Annotated in this window: 18 protein-coding genes; 3 read left to right on the top strand and 15 right to left on the bottom strand. The window is 45.6% G+C overall.

What is annotated here, in order from left to right; all coding sequences use genetic code 11:
• Nucleotides 1-147 precede the first annotated feature (147 nt).
• From ABI430_03250 to ABI430_03240, 3 genes are all read right to left on the bottom strand, one after another.
• Complete coding sequence (locus ABI430_03250; GenBank protein MEO8637892.1) at nt 148-1,710, bottom strand: ComEC/Rec2 family competence protein; 1,563 nt, start codon at nt 1,708-1,710, stop codon at nt 148-150.
• 90 nt (nt 1,711-1,800) lie between these two features.
• Nucleotides 1,801-2,562 (bottom strand): viroplasmin family protein, encoded by a 762-nt coding sequence (locus tag ABI430_03245; GenBank protein ID MEO8637891.1) that lies wholly within the window; start codon nt 2,560-2,562, stop codon nt 1,801-1,803.
• A 3-nt stretch (nt 2,563-2,565) separates the two neighbouring features.
• Complete coding sequence (locus ABI430_03240) at nt 2,566-2,736, bottom strand: hypothetical protein (protein MEO8637890.1); 171 nt, start codon at nt 2,734-2,736, stop codon at nt 2,566-2,568.
• Nucleotides 2,737-2,798: 62 nt separating this feature from the next.
• Here ABI430_03240 and ABI430_03235 point away from each other — a divergent pair, with 62 nt between their 5' ends.
• Nucleotides 2,799-2,984: a hypothetical protein gene (locus ABI430_03235; protein MEO8637889.1), complete on the top strand. Its 186-nt coding sequence runs from the start codon at nt 2,799-2,801 to the stop codon at nt 2,982-2,984.
• Nucleotides 2,985-3,120: 136 nt separating this feature from the next.
• Here the strand turns inward: ABI430_03235 and recJ are convergent, their stop codons facing one another.
• On the bottom strand, nt 3,121-4,857 hold the full coding sequence (gene recJ, locus ABI430_03230) for a single-stranded-DNA-specific exonuclease RecJ (GenBank protein MEO8637888.1): 1,737 nt from the start codon (nt 4,855-4,857) through the stop codon (nt 3,121-3,123).
• A 52-nt stretch (nt 4,858-4,909) separates the two neighbouring features.
• Between recJ and ABI430_03225 the strand changes: the two genes are divergently transcribed.
• On the top strand, nt 4,910-5,584 hold the full coding sequence (locus tag ABI430_03225; GenBank protein MEO8637887.1) for a hypothetical protein: 675 nt from the start codon (nt 4,910-4,912) through the stop codon (nt 5,582-5,584).
• A gap of 81 nt (nt 5,585-5,665) precedes the next feature.
• Nucleotides 5,666-6,025, top strand: coding sequence for an HIT domain-containing protein (locus ABI430_03220; GenBank protein ID MEO8637886.1), 360 nt, complete (start codon nt 5,666-5,668; stop codon nt 6,023-6,025).
• Nucleotides 6,026-6,111: 86 nt separating this feature from the next.
• Here ABI430_03220 and pgk read toward each other — a convergent pair whose 3' ends face one another.
• From pgk to ABI430_03165, 11 genes are all read right to left on the bottom strand, one after another.
• Entirely contained in the window at nt 6,112-7,266 is a 1,155-nt protein-coding gene (gene pgk / locus ABI430_03215) for a phosphoglycerate kinase (protein ID MEO8637885.1), read from the bottom strand.
• A 4-nt stretch (nt 7,267-7,270) separates the two neighbouring features.
• Nucleotides 7,271-8,044, bottom strand: coding sequence for a triose-phosphate isomerase (gene tpiA, locus ABI430_03210; GenBank protein ID MEO8637884.1), 774 nt, complete (start codon nt 8,042-8,044; stop codon nt 7,271-7,273).
• A gap of 206 nt (nt 8,045-8,250) precedes the next feature.
• Complete coding sequence (locus ABI430_03205) at nt 8,251-9,672, bottom strand: hypothetical protein (protein ID MEO8637883.1); 1,422 nt, start codon at nt 9,670-9,672, stop codon at nt 8,251-8,253.
• On the bottom strand, nt 9,669-10,328 hold the full coding sequence (locus ABI430_03200) for a prepilin-type N-terminal cleavage/methylation domain-containing protein (protein MEO8637882.1): 660 nt from the start codon (nt 10,326-10,328) through the stop codon (nt 9,669-9,671). The genes ABI430_03205 and ABI430_03200 overlap by 4 nt, the downstream gene beginning before the upstream one ends.
• Before the next feature lie 49 nt (nt 10,329-10,377).
• Nucleotides 10,378-12,216 (bottom strand): prepilin-type N-terminal cleavage/methylation domain-containing protein, encoded by a 1,839-nt coding sequence (locus tag ABI430_03195; GenBank protein ID MEO8637881.1) that lies wholly within the window; start codon nt 12,214-12,216, stop codon nt 10,378-10,380.
• Nucleotides 12,217-12,259: 43 nt separating this feature from the next.
• A complete protein-coding gene (locus ABI430_03190; GenBank protein ID MEO8637880.1) occupies nt 12,260-13,471 on the bottom strand; it encodes a type II secretion system F family protein in 1,212 nt (403 codons plus the stop codon).
• Between the two features lie 44 nt (nt 13,472-13,515).
• Complete coding sequence (locus ABI430_03185) at nt 13,516-13,896, bottom strand: GxxExxY protein (protein ID MEO8637879.1); 381 nt, start codon at nt 13,894-13,896, stop codon at nt 13,516-13,518.
• Nucleotides 13,897-13,947: 51 nt separating this feature from the next.
• The gene (locus ABI430_03180) at nt 13,948-15,696 is read right to left on the bottom strand and encodes a GspE/PulE family protein (GenBank protein ID MEO8637878.1); all 1,749 of its coding nucleotides are present in this window, start codon (nt 15,694-15,696) and stop codon (nt 13,948-13,950) included.
• A gap of 318 nt (nt 15,697-16,014) precedes the next feature.
• Complete coding sequence (locus tag ABI430_03175) at nt 16,015-18,261, bottom strand: hypothetical protein (GenBank protein MEO8637877.1); 2,247 nt, start codon at nt 18,259-18,261, stop codon at nt 16,015-16,017.
• 2 nt (nt 18,262-18,263) lie between these two features.
• Nucleotides 18,264-18,572 carry a hypothetical protein gene (locus ABI430_03170; protein ID MEO8637876.1) on the bottom strand — a complete coding sequence of 103 codons (309 nt, stop codon included), beginning with the start codon at nt 18,570-18,572 and terminating at the stop codon, nt 18,264-18,266.
• A 205-nt stretch (nt 18,573-18,777) separates the two neighbouring features.
• A complete protein-coding gene (locus tag ABI430_03165) occupies nt 18,778-20,253 on the bottom strand; it encodes a fibronectin type III domain-containing protein (protein MEO8637875.1) in 1,476 nt (491 codons plus the stop codon).
• Nucleotides 20,254-20,301 lie beyond the last annotated feature (48 nt).

The following is a 20,301-nucleotide window of genomic DNA, read 5'->3' as shown; positions in this document are numbered from 1 at the left end:
CGCTAGATACCGAGCTTTCGAGGTATAAGAGGATTATTTTGCAAACCTTAATTGGGAAAGTGTTGAGGACAACTATTTACGCGCAAACAAATAAAATCACCGCTAGATACCGAGCTTTCGAGGTATAAGAGGATTATTTTGCAAACCTTAATTGGTCGGAGATAGAGAAGAACCTGGAGAACTCGTCAAAGTAATGGCATCTTTCGCCACAGTTTTTTTATTGATTTTCAAATATGCAAAGATATAGCTCACATAGATAACCGCCATGAGCCATAGGGGGAAAAACGAGAGCTTGAGCGAAGCGAATGGGAGCTTTGAAAACAGTTCTACAACTTTGAGTTCATACCCTATGAGAAAATAGGTGATTCCCGCCGCAGGCAGAGCGACGAAAGAGCCGAAAAATGCAAGAATGCTTGTTATAAAACTCATAGCCATAGTCCAAGGAATGAGAAAGAGGACTAGAATGTTTACCGGAAGTGAGACGATTGATATTTCTCCCATTCTGTAAAGAATAAGGGGCATCACAATAATCTGGGTGGCGATTGTGGCCACTACATACTCGCGGATATTGAATTTTTTTGTGACAAACATTATTTTTCTCTCAACGATTGGCGAGAAATGAATGAGACCGAGCGTTGCCAGAAAACTTAACTGAAATGAAAAATCAAAGACCAGTATTTTCGGGTTGTGCAGGAGCATGAGAAATCCCGCAAGAAAAAGCGCACGATTGACCGCATTCGTCCTTCCGGTAAATTTGCCCAAAAGTGCAATGAGGGCCATTACAGAGGCGCGAACAACCGTCGTCGACCCTCCTGTCATAATGGCAAAAAGAATCACAGAAACAGCTCCCACCCCGAGATTCCCCGCTCGGGGAAGAAACGAAAAAATCTTCATCACATACTGCGAAACAATCATAATGTTATATCCAGAAAGAACAATAATATGGATGATTCCTGCGGTGCGAAAATCTTTTTCCAGATCTTTGCCGATTGCATTTTTCCCGCCCAATATGAGTCCCCCTGCAAGCGACGCATGAGGCTCGGGAAGAGCGCGCCTAAGATTTTGGAAAAGAGCGTTCTTAAGAGCGAACAACTTGGCTTTTACAAAATTGCCCTCTCCCTTTCCAACGAGGGTCACTTTCGCGAACGAAACGGTGTAAAAAATATTATCCTTTGCGAGGTAACTTGTATAATCAAAAGGCTTCTCTCCCTCCACCACGAAGTTTTTCGCTTTTTCGATTTTCCCCTCCGCACGTATTCTGTCGCCATAGGAGAACTCCGGATATAAATCGGTAGAGACCAAAATTTTTTCCGATATTGCAGCCTCGGTCGCACCGGCTTTTAGTATTGAATCCGCCTTGACCGTTAACTTTTGATTGTTTTCGCCGATGTCCGGCTCGTCTCTTACAACTCCTTGAATTACGACTTTGTCATTGGCATAGGAAGAAAGTGAATCGGGATTATGAAAAATGTTCGCGACATCATAGCGCAGAGAGCCGAAACCAAACGAAAACAACGTCAGGATAAAAAGGAAAATGTATCTTCTCCGATTATCACTACTTTTCTGTGATAAAAATTTTGTGACTAAAAAAGATGCTGTCGCTAAAAAAATAATGAGCGCCGAGAAATGCAAACCGAAATCTAAAAATGAATGGAAAAATATTCCGAGAGCAAACCCAAAAATAACGCTATAAAAATGCTCATTTTGCATTAAAATAATGTAGCTTGTAACATGTAACTTGTAACATGAGAAAATAAATTCTTTCGCATTTGTTTTGTGTTACATGTTATATGCTATATGTTACATATTCTGCCATTCTTCCATAATTCTTTTCTCATCGTCCAAGCTCAAACTTTTTTTATATTTCGCGCCACTCACGCCCTTGACCCTCGCCTCGCAATCTTTCCACGTTTGATGTTTTTCAATCTTTCTGTCAATCATACTCACGTATGAGTATGCTGGTTTTTTGGATCGATTTTTTGCCTCACCTGCACTTTTGCTTTTCGACTCATCGCCTGAAATATCCAGGACATTTTTTAAAGGATATTTTTCCATCGGTCCAGAAAAAAGATTAACTTTTTCTCCATCCGCAAATAACGTTGCAATTTCATCCGTCCTCTCATTTCCCGCAACCCCCACGTGCCCGCCAACATACTTCCATTCAATGTTCGCGCCTTCGGTCAAATCCGCCAATTGCGCCCACAAATCTCGATTCAAAACATCTTTTTTTTCTTTCGTCTTCCATCCGTTCATTCTCCAGCCGAAAACCCATTTGGTTATGCCGTTTATGATGTAGCGGGAGTCGGTGTAGAGGGAGAGGTGTAAGGTGTAAGGTGAAAGGTGTAAGGTTTTAAGATGAGAAAGAGCTTGGATAGCAGCCATGAGCTCCATGCGGTTGTTTGTTGTGTGATCCTCTCTGCCCCCCAACTCGATGACTTTCCCCTCTTCTTCGCTAACACCTAACACCTTACACCTTACACCTATCAGGACGCCCCACCCTCCCGGCCCGGGATTTCCGCGAGAAGACCCGTCGGTGAAAATGGTAATTTGTCTTGATTCCATAGCTTACTGGTAGCGGACAGAACGCTCCGCGGTCTTCGCCGCGGCGCGGACTTGCCACATGTTTATTTGCACGAGCGAAGCTTGCTCTTCTCCAGCAAAGGACACCTTGATCTGCGCCGAGAGCCCCGCTTCATGCCCCTGCACTCTTGGCGCAGGGTTCTTTACATTATACACAAAAAATCATATATTTCAGTGGGAAATATGGGTAAGAAATAATCAACTCGAGAGAAACAATCATGACTCAAAAAATCGAAACAGTTCTTCCGAAACCGCGCTTGCGACACGTGAAGGAGATCATCGGACGGCTGGAGGAAAGAAATCCGACAATCTCTAAAGATCTGAAACCCGCAGATCTTTGCCGTGTAGTCCTCACGATGTGGTTTTACGGCTACGCAAAGGGCCGCAGAAAGGTAACCGCCTAAAAGGACACTCCTGCACTAACCGAGCTCGACCACATGTCGGGCTTTTTTCCAACAAATTTAATCAACCAGAAAAATGCCCCCTGCTAACGTATGTCTTCGCCTCTCATGAAAAAAATAATTCGCAATAGTTGTGTGCCTAAACAACATCAACAATCCTCAAGCGAAGTTCGGGAAAACCGCGGAACACTGATTTTTCCATTGTGGCGAGGAGAGAGATAGTCGAGCCTTTTTCAGGTTTTACGGGAAATGCTTCCGGGGACATGAAAAAACCGATAGCAGAAATGTTTTTGCCAAGAGAATTTGTAAAAATAATCTCGAGATGATTTTTTTCTTTTCCGAATTGCCGCACATCAGCAAGCAGAATTTTTTTGAATATGAAAACGGGCTTCGGATTCCCCGTGCCAAAGGGAGCTATTTTTTCCACCTCCCGATAGGTTTCCCAGTTGACCGAGTCACTCGAAAGTTCATAGTCCGCGTATCCAATTTCCTCTTTTTTTTCGCTCTTCATGCTCCGATAGGCAACATTGAGTTTTTCTTCAAGGGTGTGAATCGCCGACAATGCCACTGAAAATCCTCCCGACCCTTCGTGTCCGCCAAACTGCATGAATGTTCCTTCCGGAGTCGCCTGCATGAGATTCAGCAAATGAACTGTGCCCGCAGACCTGCACGAGCCCTTCAAGACACCCTCGCCGTCCCTACCCCAAAGAAAAACAGGAGTGCTATATTCCTCCGCGCAGGTGTTTGCCGCAAGTCCAACCAAAGCGGGCTTCCAAAGAGGATTTCCGACCACAATCACCCCGTCAGGCTTTTCTCCGTATCGCTCCAGAATGTGATGCTTCGCTTCTTTCACGAGCGCGGCCACGGTTCCCTTTCGTTCGTTGTTAATTTGGTCAAGGTGTGCCACTAAAAGTTCTGCTTCCGCGAGGTCGCGGGTCGCGAGCAATCTGAAGGCGTCCATGGGAACACCCATCCTCGACGCGGCATTTATCCGAGGACCAATGGTAAATCCGATATCGTCTTCCGTAAGATGCCTCTGTTCCACTTTTAACTTGCTCAAAAGTCTCGTCAAACCGACCCGGGGAGATTTTCGAAGCACCGCGAGACCGAAATGAGCAAAAACTCTATTCTCACCCATAAGCGGAACCATGTCGGAAAGGGTTGCGATACCCACCATATCGAGAAGCCACTTCTCGTAACCTTCCTTCATTCCAAAACGCTCTTTGGAAAGTATGGCTTGAATAAGTTTGTAGACTACTCCCGACCCGCAGAGCATTTTTTCCGGATACCTGCAGTCTGCTTGCTTCGGATTCACGATTGCAAATGCTTTCGGTAAAATTTGGACCTGTTTACCCGACTCGCCTTGCGAGTTGAGGGGCAAATGGTGGTCGGTGATGATGACATCTATTCCATTTTTTTGAGCGAGCTCCACATGTCCGACATCCGCAATCCCGCAGTCAATCGTTACAAGAAGTTTTACACCATCTGCGATAAATTTGGAAACCGCCTCGTGATTGAGACCAAATCCTTCGTCGTGACGATGAGGAATATAGTTTTCAAAATTCGTGAATCCCGCATTTTTAAAAAAATCATGAAGCGCCACGGCTCCCGGAATGCCATCGGTGTCGTAGTCGCTGTAGATGACTGTTTTTTCGCTATTTTTTATTGCCTTAATGATTCTATCCGCCACTTTTTCCGCGTCTTTCAAAAGGAATGGGTCATGGGTATGTGCCTCGTAGTCGGGATGTAAAAATGTATTCGCCGTTTCGGACTCAACAATGCCTCGGTGAAAGAGAAGATGTGCGAGCAAATCCGATACGTGAGGAAGTCGGTTGCGTTCATCCACAGTCAAAGGTCTTCGAATAGAATAGTGCATAAAAAAAAGTATATCACAGCAATTTGAATAAACGCGGAACAATTTGCCTTGTTTGTTCTGTAGATTCCCCTTGACGGGTCATGTTCCGAAGCGTAAAGTGAAACCCGAATTGTTCATAAGCATTGATTGCTTAGAAATCACCGAACCCGCTCAACCTGACCGATTCGCAGGAAGCAAAGAAAGACACATGGCCATGGCATATTTTGTCGGAGAATTTTTCTTCAACACAAGATTCGGAATGTATTCGGTCTTGGTGACGGATGTGTTTTCGAGTCCGCGTGTAACCCAAAGTTTTGCTTTTGAAAAGACGCGCCCTGATGGGGAGCCAAAGGTAATCCGTGTTCGCAGGGTTTTCCCAAAAGGAATATACCTCGGATTTGCGAAGAAATGTGTCGCAAAATACAGTTTATTTCCTCATCAGGGAGTTCCTATTCGAGACAAAAAACCTCCAGCGCTCGGAACTGTCCCAACTCTCTATTGGGGATCTCAAACCACATCGCCTCCTATCGGTCTTTTTATGAAGCGAGAAGACTGTGAAGAGTGCTTCCGACATTTCTCGGAGAATCGCACCGCTTCCGGGAATGCCTATGATTCGCGCTGGCTAGTGCCGACCATCGAAGTGTTGAAAGCAATCGGCGCCGACCATCCGCTCGTGACTGTCGCACTTCAAAATCGTTGCGCGCTTCCGAGACCCGTCCGAGATTGTCTCACGACGCCCCACTCGTGAAATTTCATCTCGGAAAACGAACATCAGAGCCTTGGCAACCTTTTGCCGAGGCCAATTTTTTTCTGGTATAATTATCTCAACATGGAAACGTGCATCTTCTGCAAAATTGCGAGCCGTGAAATACCTGCAACGATTGTCTACGAGGACAAAGATTTTTTGGCATTCCTCGATATCCATCCACAATCCCCCGGTCACGCGCAAGTAATTCCAAAAAAACATTACCGCTGGGTCTGGGACGTGCCGAACACACGAGACTACTTTGAAGTTGTCAAAAAAATCGCTCTTGCTCAAAGGAAAGCTTTTGACACGGATTTTATTTTAAGCAGAATCGTAGGTGATGAGATTCACCACGCTCACGTCTGGGTCTTCCCAAGCAACAAAGTGGAAGGAGACCTGATGAATTTTGATACCAATGCGGAAAAGATCCGAAAGAATTTGTAACATGTAGCACGAAACATAAGAAGGGGGAAATTTTCTCCATCTCTTACGTTACATGTTACCCTAGTCCGACGCGTCATCGGACGGGTTTAGGACATGTCTTGTGTTACATTCTTCTTCAGGGCTTCAATTCCCACCAAGGTCTCGCTCGCCAAAAACTCGAGCATTGAGCCTCCACCAGTCGAGACGAAACCAAATTTTTTTTCGAGATGCAATTCGTCGATTGCCGAAAGCGTATCTCCCCCGCCCACTATCGATTCCGCTTTGCTCTCTATAATCATATTGGCAACCGCAAGCGTGCTTTCCTTAAATCCTCCCTCGTAGAGACCCAACGGCCCGTTCCAGAGAATAAAGCTTGAAGTGTTTATGAGTTTCTTCAAATCCGAGAGGGACTCGGGTCCCGCATCTACGATGGAATCCTCGCCCGTAACTTCAGCCGGATGTTTAATCTCTACACTGCCCTCTTTGCTTTTTACCCGCACATCAACAGGCAGAATGATTTTTCTATTTTTTACAATATTTCCTATGTCATAGGTGTTTTCGGACACTTTCGAGATTCCGACGGAAAGACCTTGCTCTTTCCAGCAGTCATTGGCAAGCGCCCCGCAGAGATAAATCGTGTCCGCGATATCTAAAAATTTCTTTACAAGCGGCAATTTCGTATCAAACTTCGCTCCGCCTAAAATAAAAAGAAAAGGACTCTTAGGCGCAAAAGCGCGCGACAAGTGTTTAATTTCATTTTCTAAAACAAAACCTGCGAAACTTGGGAGTTTCCCCGGAAGGCCGATGATTGAAGCGTGTGGCCGGTGACAAACGGCGAAGGAATCGTTGACATAAATATCGCCAAGAGACGCCAACTGCGCAACATATGCGGGGTCATTTTTTTTCTCCCCGGGATTTTTTCTCAAATTTTCAAGCAACACAACATCGCTCTCTCGCATCGCTTCAAACTGTTCGCGTTTCAAAGAGGAAATGGGGTCAGTAATGAAGGTAAGCGGAAAAAGCTTTTTATAATAGGCATAAATTTCCCCGAGAGTATCAACGCCCTCGGACTCGATATGGCCGATTATGACTATTTTTGCGCCCTGTTTTTTCAAATACTCGATTGTGGGAATCCCCCCTCTCAAGCGAAAATCATTCTCAATTTTTCCGTTCTGAATCGAGACATCGAGGTCAAGTCTCAGTAAAACAATTTTTCCTTTTAGATTCTCGGCCTCATGCAGAGAGTGCACAGATTTTTCCATGTTGTTATAGTGCGTTAACTGTTTTCAATATGTCGGAGAAATTTGTCACATCCAGACTTTGATGCCCGACTAAAAGTCCGTCCACCTGGCCACCGCCAACAAGCTCCTTTGCGGTCGAGCTTGAAGCGGACCCGCCGTATAAAATCGAGATAGAAGCGGCAGAAGCGGTCTTAAAATGATCGACCAGATTCTTTCGGATGAAAATAGCCATCTCGCGCAGGTCTCCCGGACTCATTGCATCTTTATCGGACTTGTTTATAGCCCAGATCGGCTCATAAGCAATCACGATACGCTCGAGATGTTTTTTGTGCAACCCTTTCAAAGATTCCCTGATTTGCCCTTTCAGAAAGTGAAAAAAGTTACCGTCTTTATCCCTCTCTTTCTCTCCAATGCAGACAACCGCGGTGAGACCGGAACGCAGAGCCAAAGCGGTTTTTTTCTGCACTACCTCATCTGTTTCGCCCATATTTCTTCTCTCCGAATGGCCGACAATGACAAAACTCCCGCCCACGCTCTTTATCATGGGAGCCGAAATCTCTCCGGTAAACGCTCCCTTGGTATCCCAAAAGACGTTCTGCGCTCCGAACGCGATGACCTCGTCTGTATAGAGCTTATTCAAGAGACTAAGGTAGACGAAAGGAGGGCAAATGACCGTTTTTACATTCGTAAGCGACGTCGCCACCTTCTTTACTCCTAAAAATATCTCTTTCGCCTCTCCAATAGAAAGCGGGTTCATTTTCCAGTTGCCGATGATAATTTTTTGTTTTTTTGCTTGCATAAGTAAAGTATAACAGAAGAATATGCAACATGTAACATGTGAGGTAAGAGAAAAGAAGTTATCTTAGACGCCAGAGCGAGAATTGTCTTTTGGAGAGACGAGCGAGTGAGCTTTTCGAAGAAAAGCGCAAGGCCGGAACACGACGGTGCGAGCTCGAGAAATTTTCTAGCAAGAAAATATCTGTGCCCTCCAAAAGACAATCCGAGCTACTTAACCTCTTTCCACGACTGAATTGAGTACAAATTAGAAGTTAGCGGGAAATTCGGAGGAGGGGCGTAGAGCAAATTAGCATCGTAGATGATGTTTCTTGCGTCGTAGCCGGTTCCGTCCGTGTAAGCAAAACCATAACGAAGATTCGTCGCAATCATTCCATAGAGAGTGAGCTCCGTCCGGTTGTAACCCGTTCCGCAGGCGCTTTTATAGTAGTATCTTCCGGCTCGACCATTTTGAGCAATGAGAGCGGCATCTATCCGCATCGTGTCTAAACTACCAAGCCCTGTGTTTATATCTCCTTGAGCGACAAGGCCGATTGAATCTTGCCCGTCATAATACGTATAGAGAAGATCTTTGTTTATGGTAATGCTTTTTCTGGTAGCGGGACTGTCGGGGAATCTTCCTGCGGCAATAGTAAGTCGTGCGGTCTGTATCGTTCCTTCAACCCAAATATTGTCTTCAAAAAACATCACGCCATGCACCGGAAAAGTGTGGTTTTTAATAAAAGTCTTGTTGAGAATAGTCCATGTTCCCCATCCTGTTTGTCCTGCGGTATTTGTGCAACCCCCCGCAGGAGCTTTAATGCTCGTCACTTTATAGAGGTCAAAAGTATCATTCGTCTTGAGGACAATAAGATAGCCTTGAGAACCTGACGCGAGGAAATACCTGCTGTCAGTAGTCGCCTGAGTTTTCATTTGGGAAAGGTCGGTGGTCATTCCAACAAAATCAACAGCAGGAACGGGAAATTGTCGCCCCGCCATAAACACATCTGCGCGAGCTGGCACGGCTGTGGGAGGAGAAGGATCTTGCGGGCTCAATGTTGTATACACGCCATAACGAAACGAGGAGCCGTTATCCGGGTCTACATATTTGTCTTTCGCGCTTGTGACGATATTGTGGGCGAGACCGTCAAAACGGATTCCGTTGTTGGAATGCACGGGACCGAAAATTTCCGTTCCGTCGCCAAAACGCATCACATCATTCGCCACAACCGCATACCGAGCGAGCGAAGGGATGCCAAGCGACACTTCGAGTGTCCGAGCCACCGACGGATTTGCCGTGACGGTACCCTTGGATTTAATTTTTACGACAGTGGACCCTATGGGAGGCGGAGTGATGGTGAGAGTAAATTGCCCGATGACCGTCCCGTCTTTATCCGTATAATCATGCACGTAGGGACCGCTCGCACCCGTCCCATCTTGGTAATCTGCCGGGGCGTGAGCAAGATGCCAACGGTAATAATCCACCCCCGATTCGGCAATTTGAAACGCCTGTTCACGGAGACCCAACACTTTGGAATCTTTAAAAAGCGCCGCCGCGAAATAAATCAGAGCCCCCGTCACGAGGACTGCGATTGCTCCGAAGATGAGAACCGGTACTATAATTATTCCTTTTTTAAAAGAGAGAGGTGTCATAGATTATCTTTTAGATTTCGAAACATCACTTGAGAAGTATAGAGTTCTGCGGGAGGGAGAGAATTTGGATTTGAATCAATCGAAAGGCTTATTTTTAAAAGCCGAACTTGCGCAACTGCTACAGGTTGTGCAAGCGGTGGATTGGTTCCATCATAAGTCGAATCAAAATACTCGAATAAGGGAGCCGATGGGGCATTGCGGATATTATACATCAAAACAGAGGTCGTTTCATTGCCTTGAACATAGACGAGCGGAGAGCCTGTGGGCTTGATCGTGCCTTTCATGAGCGTCGTGCCGGAGCGATAGTAGCGAATTTTTTCTTTCAAACCGTCATCGTTCGTGTCGCTGTAAAAAATGATACTGCTCGTTGCCGCCTGCTGAACCGCGTATGAGCCGTCATTTCCGGGCGCGACGCCCCGAAGCTCTTTTACCATTGTCCGGACAATGACACGCGCGGCGGCGATTGATTGGAGCGATTCATCAGAAGTCCTGTTATTTACCAAGACATCTCTTTGGAAATACGCGATAGGAACGGCAATAATGAGGAGTATGGCGATGGTTACGAGCACTTCAATGAGGGTGAAGCCACGGGAATATGTAACATGTAACCTGTAACATGTAACACGAGAAAATCTTTTTTGCATTTTTGATTTCATGGTCAAATGTTAAATGTTAAATGTTAAATGTTTTATGTTACATGTTTCTTTAAGGAGTCAAAACAATATCCTGCTCCTGCCATGAGAGAGTGACGGGTATGTCCAACTCCGATGTCGAATATCCTGATTTTGACACTGAGACATGGTATGTTCCCGATGCAAGGCCCGAAAATACCACCTGCCCGGGCGGAGTGCATTCTGAAGTAAATGTAAATGCGATGTCGGATATATTTGGAGTAAACGCGGTGTCATCCGTGCTTAGAAAAACTTTGTAGCGCGCATATCTATCCCCCGTATGAACCGAGGAAAGCGATGTGTTGGAAGAAGTATAATACGTGCCCGATGTTCCGTCGGGACCCTTATATTCCCATCCAGAAAATGGAAGGGTTGAAGTGGAAGCAAATTGAAAACGAACGCTGTTTGGTCCCGCGGGAATAGGCTCATCGGTCGGAATCCATTTAAGATTGTAGAAATTACTTGGCGAACCTGTGTCGAAGGTTGAAGACTCAAGCGTGCCCGACGTTTTATACGTGCCAAAAAGATTTTTCAATTTAATCTCTCCTCCAGGCGAACTCGTCTCGATATTGCCGTCGCTTCCCATATATTGGAGAGGGTCGGTGAACAAATCTTGTCCGCTTCCGCCGGACCAGTCGGTCTGATTAATGTAACCGCTTCCCGTAATTTGCTCCGAATCGTAGGAAGGGCTCTTTGTGAGAGTCACCGTGGCGCCAGTAACCGGAAGTTCCGTGGCGCTGTCTTTTACAGTCACAAGAAGACTCTTGGGATTTACTGGCACGACAGTGAGAGAAACGTCAACTGCGGACCCGGGATTAACCGCGACAGGGTTCAAAGGATTTATCCCCACAATGTCGTTAGTCGCATCAGTCCCGACAATCGTATAGGTGTCCCATTCCAAAGCATTATTCGTATAGGTTCCACTTCCGTTTGTCGCCAGATTCGCCGAATATTTTAAAACTCCTGGCCCGATTGTTTTGGAACCAGAAAAAGTGAAATGAACATCAGGAACCGGAACACAGAGTGGAGTGACGCTCTTCATGGAAACGACGCTTGTCCGGTCGATTGAAAAACTCACCTGGGTTACCTGTCCCAAAAGCACAGTCGCGTGAGGTTTTGAGGGAGTTGGATTTCCGGATGCCCCCGTTAGATACGTTCGGTCGCTTGAATATCCCGTTTTTGTCACAGTAATCTCGTAGGCTTCAACTCCGGGAGGCGCATCGACAATCTGGAGCATGCCACTTGTATTCGTCACGTCATCAATCACGATGTCCGGATTAGGCACGGCATTTACAACATGAACGGATGCGCCGGCAAGCGCAATTCCGTTAGCGTCAAATACTTTTATGAAGAGCGCCCCGTTCGTCGACGCGGTCTCAAGATTTTTTGGAGCAATCGTGGCGGTAAGAGTGAGGGGTGAAAGATTTTTGCACGTCGGGCAAGTAATTTCAACTTCAATTTGCTTATTATCCGCGGGAGAAAGGTCGTTGGGAGAGCCCCCGATTGTGCCGTCAAACGGCAAATCAATATTTCGAATCGTAGTGGTTACGGTGAATGCCTTGCCTCCTCGATTCAAACTTTGTATATGCGGAATTTTACCGTCCGGAATTGAATCTACGACACCCACGTCCGAATAGGCCAGATTGCGGGCGATTTCAATCTGCTCATTTCCAAGATTGAGCGCCAAGATTTTGTACTGATTCAAACTAATGAAAGAGAAAAGACTGACATACACCTGGTAGATGGAAATAAAAATGACCGTGAAAATAGCGATGCCGACAAGCATTTCGATGAGGGTGAAGCCTCGGGAATATGTAACATGTAACTTGTAACATGTAACACGAGAAAATCTTTTTTGCATTTTTGATTTCATGGTCAAATGTTTTATGTTACATGCTACATGCTACATGTGTCTTCTATATCGCATCTACCAGCGTATACATCGGCGTAATCATCGAAATGGCAAAAAACCCGACAGCAATGCCTATGAAGACCATGAGCACTGGCTCAATGATGGTGGACATATCTTTTGTCTTTTGGTCGACTTCGTTTTCATAAAAATCCGCCACGCCGACAAGCATCTCGCCAAGTTTTCCCGTTTCCTCTCCGACGCTCATCATCTCGCCCACAAACACCGGGTACAGCGCCTCATTTTTTTCAAAAATATCAGAAATCGGCTCGCCTTTTTCAACTTTAACTCTAGCTTCCTTGAGCACTTCTTTATAATATGAATTCTGCAAAACATCGCCTGTGATATCTATCGCTAAAACAAACTCCACCCCGGAAGAGAGGAGGGATGAGAGAGTTCGCGCCGTTCTCGCCGAGTTTGTCTCTTTGGTGATTTGCCCTATCACGGGGATGCGAAGCACAACGTAGTCGAAAATTCTTTTGCCTTTTTTTGTTTTGAGCGAAAAAAACAACGAAAAACCGACTACAAGAAAAAGAATGAGGGCAATCACGGTGTTGTCTTTGAGAAAATCGCTTACAAAGATAACGACCCTCGTGGAAAAAGGCAGCGCCACATTCAATTCTTTAAATGTCGAGGTCAAAGTGGGAACAACGAACATGAGCATCAAGACCGCAATCACAAGCATCACGCCTATAATCACAGCCGGATAAATGAGCGCGCCTTTAAGACGCTTGCCGAGAAGATACGATTTCTCCATCTGCGTTGAAAGAATTTTGAGAGCTTGAACAAGCGTTCCCCCTTCTTCCCCTGCTTTGACCATGGAAATAAAGAGGGGAGAAAATGTTTTGCCGTGCTCCTTCAATGAATCACTCAAGGGTTTCCCCGCTTTGATGTTGTCGTTCGTCTTCTGGATAAGTGTTTTGAACTTTTTGTTTTTTGTCTGCCTCTCCATTACCGAAAGAATGCGGGAAAGCGCAAGGCCGGCTTCGAGCATTGCCCCCATGTTTCTCGCGAAGTTAATCTTGTCGCGCGTCGATACTTTGGAGAAAATCGTGATACTCCCAAGCTTAAACGCCGATTTAGGCCCTTTTTCCTGCGCGGAAACAACCGCGATCCCATCCTTTTTGAGCTGACGATAGAGCGCAAACTTGTCCGGCGCTTCCCCCTCGCCCTCTTTTATTTCTCCTCCCTCTATTTGATATTTGTATTTGAAAATCATAACACTGAACAGACACAGAACATTACACGGAAAGAATACAGAACTTATTTGCCATATACCCTTCGTATAATTTCTACGCCGTTATTATTGCCAAAATTTATTAAAAATCCAAGTCTAAAGTTAGTTACCTTCAAATAATACCAGAACTGCGTCATATCGTCTTGTGTCATAAAGGGTTTACATTTTAATTCGACAAGTATCTTACCGTTAACCACAATGTCAGGGATGTACACGCCGACTTTTTCACCGTCAAAAAATATTGGTAACTGTTTTTCCTGTTCTACTTTTAAGCCCGCTTTCTTCAAAAATACGAGTAAAGCCTTGCTGTAAATTTTCTCCTTATGTCTGTTTCTAAACTGCTTATAGACCTCGAAACAGCCGCCGCGAATAATGTAGGATTCGCTTTCATAAATTAAAGTACTCATAATGGGTTCTGTGCCTGTTCCGTGCTATCTTCCTTCCGTGTCAGTTCCGTGTTACTCCGAGACCACTCGGAGTACCTCCTCAACCGACGTAATGCCCTGCGCCGCTTTGAAGATGCCGTCTTCGACCATCGACATCATTCCTTCCTGTTTTGCCTGCGCGTCAATCACATCGGAACTCTTGGATTGCAAAATAAGCTCGCGAATTGTGGGAGTAACTTTCAAGATTTCGTGAATGCCAATTCTGCCCTGGTAGGAGTCCTCCGCTTTTCTGCCCTTAGGAGGGCGGTAAAACGGCATTTTCTCCCATGTTGCTTTCTGGTCCACAATCTTTTCAACCTTGAGAAAATTCATCACGCGATTCAAATCCGCGATTTTTTTGAGCGATGCCAATTCCGCCGGACTTAAAAAATACGATTCTTTATCCGCGTTCAATTTCCGAATGAGCCTCTGTCCCAAAATAATATTCACCGTGGACACCAGAAGAAACGGCTCTACTTTCATATCAAGAAGCCGAGGTATCGCCCCCGCAGCGGAATTGGTGTGAAGAGTGGAGAGCACTAAGTGGCCGGTCAGGGAGGCGTTCACCGCGAGCGACGCTGTTTCATTGTCGCGAATTTCTCCCACCATGATGATATCGGGGTCTTGCCGCACCAGCGTTCGAAGTCCGTTTGCAAACGTAAAGCCGATTTCCGGACGCACTTGTGTTTGGTTGACTCGCTTCATCTGATACTCGACTGGGTCTTCGATGGTTGAGATATTGACGTCCGGCGTATTAACGATATCGAGCATGGTGTAGAGAGTTGTGGTCTTTCCACTTCCGGTCGGTCCCGTGGTCAAAATCATGCCCGTCGTAATTTTCAGAGCGTTGTGAACTTTCTCCAATCCCTCTCCGTGGAAACCCATGCCCTCGAGCGAAAAACCTGAAACATTTTCCCGAAGCAGTCTCATCACCGTCTTCTCTCCGTAGTAGATGGGCAACAGGGACACGCGGAAAGAAACTTTTTCCGTGTTCATCTCTATTTTGAACCGTCCGTCTTGAGGCAAGCGTTTCTCATCGAGCTTCAAATTGGCAAGCACTTTTATCCTTGCCGTTATGGGAGATGCCGCGTTTTTGGGAAGGATCATGGTGTCGTGGAGAATTCCGTCTATCCTGTAGCGAACAACCACCTCCGTTTCCTGTGGCTCGATATGGATGTCGGACGCGTTTTGTAAAATGGCATGTTTGAGAAGCGTGTCCACAATGCGCACAACCGGAAGCTCCTCGGCCATCTTTTTGAGATCGCCCTCGCTCGTCAAATCCCCCACTTCATTGATTGTTTTTAAATTCAACGCTTCCTTGGCGATAATATCTCCGAATTCGGCTTTCAAACTTTTTTGATACTGAAGAATGACCCGTTTTATGGATTCGTTATCGGTAAGACGAGGCAAAATAGTGAGTTTCACTTTCTTTTTGACGAAGTCTATTGCTGCCAAGTCATCCGTGTCGGTCATCGCCACTTCGAGCGTATCCGCGGTTTTTTTGAATGCGACAATGTTGTGGTTGCGAGCAATGGGCTCGGGAATCATGGAAAGAACCTCAAAATCTATTTTTTCGCCCTTCAAGTCAACGAACGGAATTCCGAGCACATAGGCCTGCATCCTGCGCATGTCGTCTTCGGCGATTTTGCCGTTCATTACTAATAGTTTGCCTACGCTCACATTTTCCGCCACCGCCTTCTTTTGGGCACTCTCAAAGTCGCTCTTCGAGACCAGTCCCGAATCCAAAATAAATTCCTTAAGTTTTTTTTCTTCGATATACATGAGTAAATCCGAAATCCGAAGCACGAAATTCGAAAAAAGTTTTAATTAAACAGTTTTAAATAGGAAATTTCTTTGTTTACTATTTTAAAGTTAATTCTTTTTTCGGATTTCGAATTTCTTGCTTCGAATTTGTTCCGTAATTATAGCACCTCTACCTAAAAAAACTTGTCCCCCTCGGGGGACAAGTTTTTTAATCTCTCTTTTTCTCCGCTTATCCCCTTGCCCCGAGCTTTTCTCGGAGAAAAGCTCGGGGCATATCTGTCTTTCTTTCTCATTCTTGAACCTAACAGCTAAAACCTAACAGCTAATAGCTTCCCCCTACTGCTGTCCATACCCCGGAATCGGTCTGCAACTGTTCTCGCCTCCAACTTTGCTGAAGCCCAGATTGCAGGTCCATTCGCAAGCTCCCAATGCAGGAAGTAATGGGTCAGTAGAAGGATAAGTATGATACGTCCAGTTAAGAGCGGCTACTTCAACAGGGTTCACTACAATTCCGCTTCCCGATGGTTTCGGAGGATTACATGTTGCTACGACGCAGGCAGGTGAGGGAGAGGTCGAAGAAGTATAAGAAGAGAGAGGTGAATCCCCCGAGCTATTTGAAGCCAAAACACGATATCTATGAGGTAAACCGTCCATCACGGTATCCGGAAATGATCTCCCGGGACCGACATAAATTGCCGCTGATGTTCCCTCACGGTAGAGACTATAACTTGTCGCTCCAGAAGAAGAACTCCAAGAAACATCGATCTTTCCTCCACAGGTAGATGAAGTCACTGCGTTTATTGTCAAAGGAGTACCTGGTAGAGGAGTGTAATGTTCACATTTTGTAGCTGTACAGTCGGAACTGCTGTTTCCAGCTGAAGTCCAGTTTGTGGGTCCCGCAAGACCAACATCATCTCCAGAACACATTGTGGCTCCCGCGGGTAAATTGCCTACACAGGAATATGTCGTGGAACATGCAGTAACCGTAATCGGCGAAGCGGGAGTGAGAGACGATTCTCCTATGACTCCGCCATCTCCGACATAGAGCGCCGATACCGAGTATGTGTACGTACCCTCAGGTGGATGGTCGATATATGATGGAGCGGAACTAGCGAAAGCACTTCCAGCTTTTTCTATAAAAACACCCCCTCGATAAATACCATAATCAATGACATCCAAGTTTGCGGGAGCGGTCCACGAGAGTTGAACGGACTTGACCGAGTTTACACAAGCGCCGAGAGCTGTCGTTACTCCAGTCGGCGGTTCGTAGGGAACGACAGTAGAGGTAACTGTCAGCGTAAATGTCGTAGTTCGATTTAGAGTGGTACAGCTGAAATTGTTTGAAGGGGTGCCGGGAGTTGGATAATAACTCCAAGTGGCTCCTCCACCACTACAATAAAAATTGGCTAGCCCCGTCATCTGTGACAAAGTAGTATAAGGGCACCCCGCATCATCGGTGCGATGACATTCTATATTCGCTTCCGATGGGTAGGTCACCGTAAAACTAGAGTTGGTAGAACACTCATACGAATAACCATCAAATTGGGTATTTCCTGGATTCATAAAATATCCGCGAGCACAGTAATAAATAGAAGTTCCTGCAGAAGACGCTTCACCCGTCACTGTAATAGGATATGTACCGACAGGAGTACTTGCTGTGGTTTTAATTGTCAAAACGGAAGAGCCCGTGGGATTTGAAGGATTGTTCGTTATAGCGGGATTCAAGGTAGCTCCGGAGGGTAATCCAGAAACAGACAATGTTACCGGCTGTGTCGTTCCAGCTGTTAATGTTTTCGTAATGGTATTTGAACCCGAGTTGCCTGCTTGTACAGTAATGTTCCCGCTATTGGTAAGGTTGAAGTCAATGAAAGGCGCTGGATTGACGGCAGAAGTTACTGTCAGTGTAAATGTCGTAGAGATAGACGGCGCAACGATTGGGGTCGTGCAAGAAAATGTGTAATCGCAGGTTGGAGTCTTGGTCCAGTTATTTGCGCCACAAAAATAAATAGGCTTATTGTAAGGAGTGGGATATGAAGTACTACAAGCATATTGTGAAGAAGGATATATATTTTCCTGGTACCTTCCTATATTGTCACTACAATGTACTATTCGAATCGGATCATATGTTTCGTAGGGACCTCCAGCACCTGGATGAGAAGTTTCAAGCAAATCCGCTTCACTCCAGCAACTTCCTCCAGTTACTAATGGCGTAACCGTGACACTATAAGTGCCAATTGGCGTACCAGAAAATGTCCCTAAGGTAAGTGAAGAAATTGTCTGACCGGAAGGTAAAGGATTTGGGGAGAATGATGTGCTAATCCCCGGTGAAATGGTATTTACAATATTATTTGAAGAATCCCGAACAGTCACTGAAAAATTAATACCGCCTGAAAATCCATTTAATCGTGTTGCGGTAATTTGACTGATGGCACTCGAGCCTTGAGCTACAGTTTTATTGCCATCATTCGAAAGAGAAATAGTTTGACTTTGCGCAAATACAAAATGAGTATTGATACTAGAGATTCCCCACGCCGAAACAAAAATTATTGATATTAGGAAAATTCTTAGGGAATATTTTTTCATGATTATTTTGCCCTTAATATCCGAGTAATCTCCGCTCTCTCCGCTTCAGTATAGGTCGCTCCGCCACGGGACACAAAATCTACAATCTCCGAGCGTTCTGCTTTAGTAAGAGGTTGGGTATCTGTACTTTGCAGACGAGCTATCACTTCTGCCTTTTTTTCTGCGAGCGTAAGTTCTTTCGGAAGCTCGCTTGTTTTTTTAAAATTCAGCGCTGTTGAAGCAATATAGGTAATCGAAAGCGCGATAACACATATCAAAAAAGCAATGACAACCGGATTTTTATTTTGAGCAGATGTTTTATTTTCGTCCATAGATTTTCATTGAGCGAGTGAGATACATATTCATATTACTACATTTGTCGAAGCACTAAAGCAGAGGGTGTGCATAACTTCTCCCCCCCCTTTTTTTTTCCACCAGCCCCGAGCTTTTCTCGGAGAAAAGCTCGGGGCTTTATCATTCTTTCTCTCTCTTCTTCTGACGTTAACACGTTACATGTTACACGTTACATTCCCTATTCTACTGCTGTCCATACCCCGGAATCGGTCTGCAACTGTTCTTGTTCGCGCCTGTCTCACCTTCAACTTTGCTATAGCCCAGATTGCATGTCCACTGACAAGCTCCTACTGAAGGGAGGGACGTCGCCGAAGAAGGGTAAATGATGTAGCCATGGTCCCAATCAGTACTTGGAGGAGTGGGTGGAGGTGGAGTATATTGGTCGGGCCCTTTCACAGTCCCGCTTCCAAAAGGTATAGTTCCCGTACAATTGGTCAGAAGTGGATTCACAGGACAAACGTCGGAAGCAAAAGCTGGTGGTACTGGATTTGAAAGAGCAGAATTGTTGAGCCCGTTGTATGCTTGAACTCTATAAGAGTAGGAAGTGCCCGAAGTGAGACCAGTATCGGTCCTTATTGTGTCTTCACCGTCATAAATTTGAGTCAGTCTATTAGGATTGGTATCCTCACGCCAGATTCTATATAGATTACCCGCCCCGCTAACTTGATACCCTGAAATAATAATTGCTCCTCCACAGGCACCCGTAGCAACGGATGGAGTAGGCGTATCAGGAGTCCCCAGCGGAGGTATTGTGTCTACAACGTCAAGATCAATTGTGGTTGAACGAATCAGCCCGGATACATAATCACTTAGACTAACAGACTGACTGACATGAATCACATAGCTACCTTTTGCAAGACCGCCCAAACCATTTAATATAAAATCTACATTTGTCCCTGCTCCTGATGTCGGCAAATAACTGCCTGCAGTTACTAAAGCACCTGTGACTCCAGGAATCGGATCCGAAGTGCTATCCGTGCTCAAACTAAATCCAAAAAAGCCCGACCCTGCAGGACTTCCGAGCAACAGTCTTGATGCAACATGGGTGCTAACATTCGGAGTACCTAGTTGGATTTGGATAGCGGTGGCACCTAGCGGAAGCGTTGGAGGGTCCAGAACAAAATCAAAATCCGTTATTAAATAGACCCCGCTCATGTCTATCCAGCCGACAACATCAGACCCCCACGCAAAATCATACCCTGGACAACTCGTAGCTGATGGGCAAAAAGTTCCTGGAGTACTGCCCAAAGTTACGCCGTATGGGCTTCCATCTGTTGCAGTGCCATCGAAACTAACCCACCCATCCCAGCCATTCCAATCAGCAGAAAGTGCCCTCGCAAAGCCGTGCATCTTGCCTGCCGCATCTATACTTGCGTTTGTGACCCCAGAAAGCCCGCCAAATTGAAACCATCCAATGTTTTTAGTCGGAGGCACTGCGGTATCATCTTGCGGGTTCGCCCAAGCGTAGCCAGAAAGCGTGCCGTCATCATTTTTTACCACCCCGTCAAAATTAATCCACCCAATGTTTGAAGACCACCCCCACCCCTTGAGCGACCCAGCTGCCGCTTGCGCGCTCTCACTGCGCCCAATCGAATATGCTCCGGCAAAAATAAAAGCGAGAGCAAGACCGAAAAATATAATTTTTTTACTGGTGGACATAGTATAGATTTTTTTATTTGTTAATTTTTAGGTTCATGTTAAGAATGA

The organism is Candidatus Taylorbacteria bacterium (assembly GCA_039934295.1).
In the GTDB taxonomy this organism is placed as follows: Bacteria; Patescibacteriota; Minisyncoccia; order Phycocordibacterales; family HO2-43-120; genus HO2-43-120.
Note: the sequence above shows the minus strand (reverse complement) of the source record. Positions and strands in the feature narration are given on the sequence as shown.